General features: G+C 68.3%; 2 protein-coding genes. Both read left to right on the forward strand.

What is annotated here, in order from left to right; genetic code table 11:
• Positions 1 to 379 precede the first annotated feature (379 nt).
• Positions 380 to 715 (forward strand): TfoX/Sxy family protein, encoded by a 336-nt coding sequence (locus VF468_02365; GenBank protein ID HEX5877156.1) that lies wholly within the window; start codon positions 380 to 382, stop codon positions 713 to 715.
• 1,172 nt (positions 716 to 1,887) lie between these two features.
• On the forward strand, positions 1,888 to 2,601 hold the full coding sequence (locus tag VF468_02370) for a response regulator transcription factor (GenBank protein HEX5877157.1): 714 nt from the start codon (positions 1,888 to 1,890) through the stop codon (positions 2,599 to 2,601).
• Positions 2,602 to 2,653: the final 52 nt, after the last annotated feature.

Here is a 2,653-nt window from a genome sequence, read left to right on the forward strand (position 1 = left end):
CGGCTACCTCCAACCCTGCGACGTCAAGGGAGAGATCACACCACACGCGTCGCCGGCTAGCGATGGCCGCGGCGACCATCTCGGCCGAGCCTTGGGCGCCCTGGCGAGGACGTCTCGGAGGAAGTGGACCCGGCAGCGCTGGGAGGGCCGCGCCGGCCATGACCGCGGCCACGGCTTGGCACAGGCCCAGGTGGGTGTCGGCGATGACCTAGCTGCACCGCCAAGCCCACGGGCCTTCAGGCGGCCGCAGCCGTGCGTTGGCGCTTACTTCGGCGCTGCGGTCGCCGCACCCGGGTTCTGCTGGAGGAACTAACGTCGCGGCTGGCTCGCTGGTCCGACCGCAGCTTGACTGTGCCCTCGGTGTCGTACCATCGCTTGCATGGCATACGACGAGAACCTTGCTGATCGCATACGTGAGCTGATCGCCGGCGAAGCCGGTCTCACAGAACAGAAGATGTTCGGTGGGCTCGCGTTCCTGATCGGGGGCAACATGGCCGTGGCGGCAAGCGGCCAAGGTGGCGTGCTGGTTCGCGTCGACCCGGCGGAGTCGAATGCGCTGGTCGCGACGACGAACGCTCGACCCATGGAGATGCGCGGCCGGCAGATGCAGGGATGGCTCCGAGTCGGCCCGGAAGACCTCCGCACCAAACGCCACCTCGCCAAGTGGGTGGAACTCGGCACGGCCTACGCCCGCTCACTGCCCGCCAAGCGGTAACCAACGCGCGAAGCCGGGACGCCATGGCATGGGCCAAGACGAGCGTGGGGTGACGGCCCGAGCGGGAATCCTGCCGATGCGTCGTGTGGTGGAGCACAGTATCTCGTATTCGAACCCCACCGAGCTCCACAAACGCCTCTCAACGCTGGCGGATGCGGCTTCGGATGTTGCCCGACCCTCGCGATAGCCGGTTGAGTCCGGGTCGTGCGGCGAATCGCAGCGGCGGGACCGACTTCTTGGCGCAGATCCGGCCGCTGGGGCGTGACTTCTGGCGTGTGAAGCGAGTGCGGCCCCCACACAGTGCCCTCCAGCACCATGCTCCGCACCACATCGCCCCAGCTCAGCAGCCTCTGCTGTGACGCCCATACGAGGCTGCGCATGGCAAAGCGAGGGGGCTGTGCTGACAGAGGATGGCCGGACTCTGTGCACGAACGCCTCGGGGTCACCAGTAGTGACCGGCCTCTCGAAGAAGGGGTCGCACCCTGGTGCATTGCTGTCCTCGGAACGAATTCGGGTCGAGCGTAGAGCGAACGGGGAAGCTTCATCCCTTATGACAAGTGCGCGAGCAGGCGCTAATTGGTCGGTAGACGGCAGCGTCGGAGAAGCTGTAGGGCGGTGGAGCGATTGGGGTGGTCGTGGTGTAGACGAGCAGCCCTCGTGGTCAACTCTCGGCTGCCGTGGAGCTATGGCGCGATCGCCAAGACCGTTGGGTCGGGCGTGTCGAACCGCTAGTGGCCGACCAAGTCACCGCGGGCGGTGTAACCGAAGATTGCTGGACGTAGAGCCGACTGCCTGACCCCATCCTTGCCATCGATGCGCGGAGGGTTCGACCTGCCCCACAGTGACCTCGCCTCCACGCACAACCGCCCAGGTGAAAGGCGGTGCCGAGGGTCGGGCGTGGGGCGGCGCGAGGTTGCGTGTCGCGCAGTTTCTGGCAAATCTCTGGCACGCCTGGCAGGGTCCTTGCCGTCACAGCGAGCCTGGAAGGCACCGGGAGTCGGCTGTGAGTCGTCCCGGCGCCGATTGACAGCAGATTCACAGGTGGCTCCCAGCTGAACTTCGGGTAGGGGGGCTATATCCACGACCAGCATGCAGTACGCGCCGCCGCACGTGGGAGGGAGATGATCGAGCTGGCATCGGGAAGGGAGGCGACCGTGGGTGAGCCGTCGGCCATGGCCGAGCGGCGGCGACCGCCGGAGGCTCGGCTGCTGGTGGTCGAGGACGAGCCCAACATCCTCGAGCTGCTGTCGGCCAGCCTGCGCCTGGCCGGGTTCGAGGTGGCCACGGCCACCGGTGGGCTGGAGGCCCTCCAGGCGGTGCAGCGCCACCGCCCCGACCTGGTCGTCCTGGACGTGATGCTGCCCGACCTGGACGGCTTCGACGTGGCCAGGCGGCTCCGCTCGGGCGACACCCGCACCCCGGTGCTGTTCCTCACAGCCAAGGACGCCACCGAGGACAAGGTCACCGGCCTGACCATCGGCGGCGACGACTACGTCACCAAGCCGTTCAGCCTGGAGGAGGTGATCGCCCGCATCCGCGCCGTGCTGCGCCGGGCCGGCTCCGGCGGCCCGCCCCCGCCGCCGACCCGGCTGCGCGCGGCCGACCTGGAGCTGGACACCGAGAGCCACGAGGTCTGGCGGGCCGGCAAGCGGGTGCAGCTGTCGCCGACCGAGTTCAAGCTGCTGCGCTACCTGATGACCAACGCCGGGCGGGTGCTGTCCAAGGCCCAGATCCTCGACCACGTCTGGAACTACGACTTCCGGGGCGACTCCAGCATCGTCGAGTCCTACGTCTCCTACCTCCGGCGCAAGGTCGACGCGGTCGAGCCGCGGCTGATCCACACCATCCGCAGCGTCGGCTACGTCCTGCGGCTGCCGGATCGCTAGCAGGATGCCCGTCGGGCGGTGGGATCCGGTCGGGGTGCTGGTGGTCCGGCCC

It is taken from the genome of Actinomycetota bacterium (assembly GCA_036280995.1).
Lineage (GTDB): Bacteria > Actinomycetota > CALGFH01 > CALGFH01 > CALGFH01 > CALGFH01.